The following is a 7,296-nucleotide window of genomic DNA, read 5'->3' on the forward strand; positions in this document are numbered from 1 at the left end:
AAAAACAATCGCATATGTGCATATACACGTTAATGCGCAGCTAGAACCTCAGCTTTTTATTCAGCAAGGAGGATTTCATGAAGATATGTTTTTTGGCATGCAGCATCTATCAACCGGAACTGGAAGCAGTCTTAGCACAAATTAGAAGAGACAGAGTATTTGATTGTGAGTTAGCAGTTACTTATTTACCATTAAGGCTGCATGTTAATTTGAAGAACTTAAAAGAGGCTGTCCTTACAGCCCTGGATGAGACAATTGCAGATAAAATTATCTTGCTTTATGGCTCTAAATGCCACCCGGAATTTGGCGAGTTCTTAAAAGATCATCAACCAGTCAGGTTTGCTGAGTCTAATTGTATTGAGCTGATCCTGGGGGAGCGGATGCACGAGATTGATAATAGTTCTAAAACCTTTTACCTAACTCCCGGGTGGTTAATGAAGTGGCGGGAACTTTTTGATCGTGGTTGGGGAATCGATGAGGTTGAGCTTAGGCAGAGTTTTGGCTATTACGATAAGATATTACTCTTTGATACCGGTGTGAGTGAGATTACCGATGAAATGATACTTGAATTTTTTGAGTATACCCGGGTTCCCATCGAGGTTGAACAGGGTGGACTGGATGTGTTTAAAAGTAATATTCTGGCAGCTATCCGGACAGCAACCGCTGGGTCGGCTTGAGGGTATTATGAATAACCTGGAACTATTCAACCAGATAAAATTGAATGCTAACTATTTTTCCGTGGAAGATAGTGGTCAGAGAAACACGCTTAGTAAGCAGGTACAGCCTGTCCATAAAACCAACAATACTGCTCAGATGATCACCGAATATAACCGGCAGACATTGTTTGAGATTAAAAACAGCAAGGGCATTGCGGACATAGAGGATATTGACATTGCTGTGCTCAATGAATTCGCGGCCCGAATCGACAAGTATTTAGATAAATACGCCCCGCAGCAGGCTGATTTAAAGAAATATATCCTGCTTATTTCCACATATTTAACCTTTATTGCTAAGAAACCATTACACCCTGTGGGGCTGGAGTTCGAGGGTGGGGAACAGATCATTATTCAAGACAATAAGTTCTATTGCCCTGCTAAAAACAGGAATTTGCTTGATGAATTGTCTGTTTGCAGATACTGTGTAAGCAAAGATATCAGCGCAATAGGTGAAAACCGGTATACAGGCTTGTAATGGTATGCTGCAATGACCTGAAACTGATAATGGAGGTAGTCGAGATGGAAACTAACTACCGGATTGCTTGTAATAAAGACTGGCAAGATCTGATTAAAGAGATATCAGCAATAAAAAAACAGCACTGTAGGTGCTGTCTTTTTTATTGCAGGAAAATGCGATATGTAGTCTGAATATTACATAGGGATAAGCTTTTTAGCGTTTCATAGGTGTTATTATTCCCCGGAAATATCAGTCGATAGGTTTAGAGCAAAGGGGGAGATGCTGCGTCATTTAAGAAAACGAAAAGGGGCATTTATACGATAGGGTAATGAGCGCTCACTCTTCAGGTGAAAGTTTTGTTGGGAGTTTGGTTTCAGTTCCTCCCATACGGGCTACCAGGTAAATCAGAGCTAAAAGTGTGACTATACTGCCGGTAATTGTTGCCGGGGTTAAGTATTGACCAGGCAAATACTCGTAGAGGCCAAAGAGCCCAAACAGGATAAAGATAATGGCTGCAAACCATTTTACTGCCCGCTCAGGGATTCTTTTCCCCAGAACGATACCAATGATGATCCCAATGCCGTCAGCTACCATCATACCGGTAGTTGTTCCTAACCATACCGGGATAATTTCATTAAATTGAGCAGCTAATGCGACAGTGGCCAGCTGTGTTTTGTCGCCCATTTCGGCAATGAAAAATGCAATAGCCACTGTCCAAAAGGGACTGCGTGTACAGGCTTTGTCTTCGCCATTGAGTTCATCCCCACGGATTGTCCAAAGACCGAAGATAATAAAGGATGCGGCTGCCGCAACCTGGATGTAATTCATTGGAATGAAATGGGTCAGGTAACTACCAACAACCACTGCAAACAGGTGGTTAAGAATAGTTGCGGCAAATACGCCCCACATGACTGTTCGCCAACAGTAGCGCGTGGCAAAGGCCATCGCCAGAAGCTGTGTTTTGTCACCCATCTCAGCAAGAACCACAAAGACGAGAGACGTTAAAAATGCTGTCATAATAAATCCTCCATAAAATGTAGTTATATATAAAAAACGAGACCTCTAGTATGACATGTTAGTCATACTAAAGGTCTCGCTAATTGACAATCGTCAACAACAGAGCCAGGTGATTTCTCACCAGTATGTTGACTCTGTTCTAGAGCTACTCCCCTTTAGGAGTGTTATATTTTTCTTATCATTTTACATTAGACAAGCAGTATTGTCAATGAGAATGCTTTTACTTATTTAGGAACATATCCGTAACTTGAAATTTAATATGGCATACTGTAGATAGATTCAATAGAAGGAGCTGAGGGAGCTTGTCTAAAACCTATAGTTACAGAAGAGGAGACTTCATAATTACTACCGACAGAAATAAGGTTGATTTAGAAAAGGTCACAGAATTTCTGGGCAAATCTTATTGGGCAAATACCCGAAAAAAGGATGTTATTGTTAAATCTATCGATAATTCATTATGTTTTTCCTTATATCACGCGGCAGAGCAAATTGGGTTTGCCAGGGTTATCACAGATTATGCAACATTTGCTTATTTATGTGATGTATTTATCCACGAAGCGTATAGAGGGCAAGAACTTGGGAAATGGTTGGTCGAGTGTATTGTAACTAATCCGTCGTTGGCTGGGTTAAGAAGATGGTCTCTTGCCACAAATGATGCCCATGGGTTGTATAAAAAGTTTGGTTTTAAAGAATTGAGTACTCCTGAAAAGTTTATGGAAGTGTTTAACCCATAAGCGATACTGCAAAAGCGGCATGAACCATTATGGAATATGGTTCATGCCGCTTTTTTTAGAATGGCTATGCTATGGTGATATCGTTATCAGGTGCTAGTGGCGTCTTTCGTATGAATAAATTAGTTAAGGGTACCAGGAAAAGATAAAATGCATAGATGATGAAGCCTGTATCGGCTGATAGTGCTGCCGCTGGAACGGCTCCGGCTATATTCCAGGGGATCATCGCAGAGATTAAGATGACTGTATTCTCCATATCAACCGCCAATCGGTAGTTGCTGAGACGATTTTTTTCATAGATCTTGGAGGCAAATTGGTGAGTCAGCATTACTGCCAGGGTTTGATTGCAACTAAAAGCAGCTGTGGCGATGCTTGAGAGTATTAGTGCAGGATAAACACTGATTTTTTCACTAATTTTTTCAAAAAAATGCTCAATTTCACTTAATAAGCCAGTGCCCTCAAAAATGCCGGAATATGCAGAAGAAATTAGCACAATAAGTGAGACTGTCAGCATGGAATATAATCCGCCACCTTGGATTATATCTGCAAAGAAGCTGTTTTTATCCATGCTATACCCTGTGGCTATATACTGGAGCAACTGAAGAAACGGTACATGTTGGATAAACAGTGCAATCAATATCCCGGATAAAATGCTGATGCTCATTGATAGCTTGACATCAATTCTGAAGGCGGCAAGAACAAGAATGATGACAGCAGGGAATAAGACAATAATGCTTATATTAAAAGAATTAGATATCGCCTGTGTAATCTGATTATCATAAAACGCCAGCGGGTTCCCAAGGGATAAATAGATATAACCTATTAGCGATAGGACAAAGGGCATGACCGAGGTTTTCACCATGTTTTTTATGTTTATATACAGCTTGGTATTTGTCAAGACTGCTATCAGGTTGGCACTTGAAGACATGGGGGAGCACCTATCACCAAAATAAGCCCCGGCGATGATCGCACCTGCTGCCGTATTTATATCTACATTACCGCTTTTCGCCAGAACTATCAGCACTACTCCGATTGTTCCTACGGTACCGAAGGAGGTTCCAAGCAAAAATGATACCAGGCAGCATAGGAGAAAGGCCGATAATATAAAGTATTTTGCACTCATAAAGGCGATTCCATAGTACACAATAAAAGAAATCGTTCCGCAGGCCCTCCAGACGGCAGTTATTACACCAATTAACACAAAAATTTTAATAACAATAAGCGACTTCTTTGAGCCGTTAAGCATCATTTTGAGCAAAGTATTCAGCGTGTAACCACGCCGGAGCGATATCAGCATAAAGCAGATAAGCCCTAACAGCAGCGGGTAAAGTATAGATACCCCGTTATAAATGCTACAAAGCAGGCAAATGAAGAAAAGAATGAATACCAGTATGGTGTCCAAGAAATCATCTCTTTCGTAGTTAGTAGGGATGTATGAACTACTTCAGCAGTTTAGAAGGTGGGACTTGCTTGTATTTTTTAAACAGGCGGCTGAAGTAGTTGCTATCATTAAACCCGACTGCCATGGCAATCTCAGTGATGTTAAGATTACTTTCAAGTAACAGGGCTACGGCTTTGTTTAAGCGAAGATGATTAATATATTCGGTCGGCGATTTACCGGTAAGATGTTTAAATAGCCGGCAAAAATAATGGGGGCTCATATTGGCCATCGAGGAAAGTTGCTCGAGGCTGAGTTTCTCAGTGTAATAACAATCCATATATTCTAACACTGGGCTAAGGCGACTTAAATTTGAGCGTTGACGGTCTTTTTCGCTCTCGCTGATCGTTTGCTCTCCATAAAAACGCAACAGCAATACCAGGATGCGGTAAATATACGCTTTAACAGCCAATTCATAGCCAAGCTCCTGACGATAGTATTCATTGATGAGATGGCGTACCTCTTCCAGCAGCTCGTTATTCTGGTCAATCTGATTGCGGAAGAGAATTCTGTTTTGCACCAGCGGCGTCATGTATTTAGTCTGGCATAGATCGATCTTATTGCTATGAATGAAGGAAAGATCAAATTCTACTACATAATACACAAGTTGAGGGGAGACATTTTCGCCATAATGCAAATCATTACTATTGATGATGATTAACTCCCCCGGCCCAACCCGAATAGGGCGGGAATTGCAATAAATTATGGCTTCGCCTTTTTCAAAATATAATAGCTCAAAATTCTCATGCCAGTGGCACTCAATAACAGTGCCTAACCGCTGATGCTCGCTGCGGTGGATGTCTACAGGGAAATCGCGATTTATACTATGCTCACACCACCAGCTATTTTTGGTGACATTCATCAAGATCACCTCTGTCAATTTTGTGCTATATTATAACAACATTGTTCATGAAACATAAGGCAACTATTAGTACAATAGTATCACACCCAATATTTTTATAGCAACTTCATGCTAAATCTTTTCACTACTTTGATGCGAGACTGCAGATTTTGGGTAGGCTGGATTGCACCTTTGGCTGTGACGGAAGCTCATAGGGGGAGAAGGATGGCTAAAATTGCTGAGATTATTGTTCGCTATATTATGAATTCCCGGGGTAATCCTATCATTGAGATAGACGTGGTTTTAGCAGATGGAACACTTGGGCGTGCCGCCGTACCCGATTATCCTTTTTGCAGCTTGTATGAAACGATAGAAATCGCTGGTGGTAATAAAAAAAGGTACCTTAGTGAAACGTTAAAGGCAAGGTTAGAATGTATAAGTAGCGTAATTGCTACCAGGATTGTGGGTATGGATGCCCTGGAGCAGGCCGCAATTGACTCTATTCTGATGGAGTTAGCTGGTGTGTACCACAAAGATATTATGGGGGCTACTACCAGTCTTGGGGTCTCTTTGGCTGTGGCTAAGGCGGCTGCTGCATCGCTCAATAGGCCGCTCTACCGGTATCTTGGCGGCTTGAATACCATGCAAATGCCTGCACCGATGATGACTATGTTAAATGGGGGCAACCATAATTTCAACAATCTTGATTTCCGGGAGTTTATGCTTGTACCAGTGGGAGCAGTCTCTTTTGCCGATGCCCTTTTAATGTGTAACGATGTGTATGATACCCTAAAAAGCATCCTTGAGAGTTGTGGCCGGAGTATCTGCCTTGGCGAAACGGGAGGAATTGCGCCTAACTTAGTATCCAACGAAGAAGGGGTGGCAGTGCTTCTCCAGGCTATTAAGCAGGCGGGATATAAGCCGGGGAGACAAATTGCACTTGCTCTTGATGTAGCAGCTACAGGTTTTTTTGCAGACGGGGTATATAATTTACCCGGAGAAGGATTTATTAAAACACCGGCAGAAATGGTGGAATATTATACTAGGCTGGTAGAAGAATATCCGATAGTCTCCATCAAAGATGGACTGGCGAGGGAGGATCGTGAGGGCTGGGAACTGTTTAACCGGTGTTTGAGGGAAAAAATTCAATTGCTGGGGGATGACCTCAACAAAACCGGTGATGCCATCCTGATCAAATTCAACGAAATGACGACATTAACTGAAATCCTTGATAAAGCCAGAATTGCAAAGAATGCGGGGTATACCTGCATTTTTTCCCAAAATGCAAATACGGCCAATGATCCTGCAATTGCGGATATCGCTGTAAGTATCAATGCTGATCAAATAAAAGGGGGAGCACCGGTTGGTACCGGGCAGGTTGGTGTATATAATCAGCTTCTCCGTATAGAAGAAGAATTGGGGAAGGTTGGGAACAATATCCTGAGGAGTCACGGCCACTAGTGCAGCCCCGATTCCCGGGCTAAACCTTTGCTGGCGACAATCCTGGCAAGTTGTTGCCCAGCCTTTAACCTAGAGTCAAAAGGTCTGGGGTTATTCACGCCTCCGGCAACATAAACTATGATTTGATTGCTTTACTGTAAGGAAAATTCATAGGGGGAATGACCTTGAATAATGAAAAGCCAATTTCTTTTGATTCGTATGAAAAAATGGCGGAATATTATTTTGAATTTGTAGATACTAAGCCGTTCAATGCGGATTATGAAAGGCCGGCAACTATATCGTTACTGCCGTGCGTTAAAGGGAAAAGGGTTTTAGATGCCGGCTGTGCTGCCGGGTGGTATAGTAAGTGGCTGCTTGAGCAGGGGGCAGATGTTACCGCATTGGATGTTAGTCCTAACATGATCGAAATGACTATGAAGCGAGTTGCAAATAAGGCAGAAGTTATAAGAGCTGATTTAAATGAGCCCCTAAATTTCATTACCGATAGGTCATTCGATATTGTACTATCATCGTTAACACTCCATTATTTAAAGGACTGGAATCTTGTAATGGCGGAGTTTGCCAGAATACTTAAGTATTCTGGTTACTTAGTTTTTTCTGTTCATCACCCATTTATGGATTTTACATATTTTAAT

At 41.7% G+C, this 7,296-nt stretch carries 8 protein-coding genes and 1 riboswitch; of the genes, 5 read left to right on the plus strand and 3 right to left on the minus strand.

Going from position 1 to position 7,296, the window contains the following annotated elements:
- Window positions 1–77 precede the first annotated feature (77 nt).
- Together VN379_RS24780 and VN379_RS24785 are read left to right on the plus strand one after the other, a co-directional pair.
- The gene (locus VN379_RS24780) at window positions 78–677 is read left to right on the plus strand and encodes a DUF1638 domain-containing protein (protein ID WP_325538807.1); all 600 of its coding nucleotides are present in this window, start codon (window positions 78–80) and stop codon (window positions 675–677) included.
- A 7-nt stretch (window positions 678–684) separates the two neighbouring features.
- Complete coding sequence (locus tag VN379_RS24785; protein WP_325538808.1) at window positions 685–1,191, plus strand: DUF2115 family protein; 507 nt, start codon at window positions 685–687, stop codon at window positions 1,189–1,191.
- Between the two features lie 318 nt (window positions 1,192–1,509).
- On the opposite strand, the gene VN379_RS24790 is transcribed toward VN379_RS24785, so the two are convergent.
- Complete coding sequence (locus tag VN379_RS24790; RefSeq protein WP_325538809.1) at window positions 1,510–2,190, minus strand: TMEM165/GDT1 family protein; 681 nt, start codon at window positions 2,188–2,190, stop codon at window positions 1,510–1,512.
- Window positions 2,191–2,271: 81 nt separating this feature from the next.
- Window positions 2,272–2,356, minus strand: a riboswitch (yybP-ykoY riboswitch).
- Window positions 2,357–2,492: 136 nt separating this feature from the next.
- Here VN379_RS24790 and VN379_RS24795 point away from each other — a divergent pair.
- Complete coding sequence (locus VN379_RS24795) at window positions 2,493–2,924, plus strand: GNAT family N-acetyltransferase (RefSeq protein WP_325538810.1); 432 nt, start codon at window positions 2,493–2,495, stop codon at window positions 2,922–2,924.
- A 64-nt stretch (window positions 2,925–2,988) separates the two neighbouring features.
- Here the strand turns inward: VN379_RS24795 and VN379_RS24800 are convergent, their stop codons facing one another.
- Both VN379_RS24800 and VN379_RS24805 read right to left on the minus strand, forming a co-directional pair.
- Entirely contained in the window at window positions 2,989–4,323 is a 1,335-nt protein-coding gene (locus VN379_RS24800) for a Na+/H+ antiporter NhaC family protein (RefSeq protein WP_325538811.1), read from the minus strand.
- A 37-nt stretch (window positions 4,324–4,360) separates the two neighbouring features.
- A complete protein-coding gene (locus VN379_RS24805; protein ID WP_325538812.1) occupies window positions 4,361–5,221 on the minus strand; it encodes an AraC family transcriptional regulator in 861 nt (286 codons plus the stop codon).
- A 204-nt stretch (window positions 5,222–5,425) separates the two neighbouring features.
- Here VN379_RS24805 and eno point away from each other — a divergent pair, with 204 nt between their 5' ends.
- Both eno and VN379_RS24815 read left to right on the plus strand, forming a co-directional pair.
- Window positions 5,426–6,661 carry a phosphopyruvate hydratase gene (gene eno, locus VN379_RS24810; protein WP_325538813.1) on the plus strand — a complete coding sequence of 412 codons (1,236 nt, stop codon included), beginning with the start codon at window positions 5,426–5,428 and terminating at the stop codon, window positions 6,659–6,661.
- A 164-nt stretch (window positions 6,662–6,825) separates the two neighbouring features.
- Window positions 6,826–7,296 (plus strand): class I SAM-dependent methyltransferase (locus tag VN379_RS24815; RefSeq protein WP_325538814.1); only part of this gene is annotated, 471 nt, incomplete at its 3' end.

This window comes from Sporomusa sp., from assembly GCF_035561255.1.
GTDB lineage: Bacteria > Bacillota > Negativicutes > Sporomusales > Sporomusaceae > Sporomusa.

Coding starts and splice junctions, on each gene's coding strand:
- VN379_RS24805 (WP_325538812.1), bottom strand. CDS start 5,221: ATGAATGTCACCAAAAATAGCTGGTGGTGTGAGCATAGTATAAATCGC.
- VN379_RS24790 (WP_325538809.1), bottom strand. CDS start 2,190: ATGACAGCATTTTTAACGTCTCTCGTCTTTGTGGTTCTTGCTGAGATG.
- VN379_RS24785 (WP_325538808.1), top strand. CDS start 685: ATGAATAACCTGGAACTATTCAACCAGATAAAATTGAATGCTAACTAT.
- VN379_RS24780 (WP_325538807.1), top strand. CDS start 78: ATGAAGATATGTTTTTTGGCATGCAGCATCTATCAACCGGAACTGGAA.
- eno (WP_325538813.1), top strand. CDS start 5,426: ATGGCTAAAATTGCTGAGATTATTGTTCGCTATATTATGAATTCCCGG.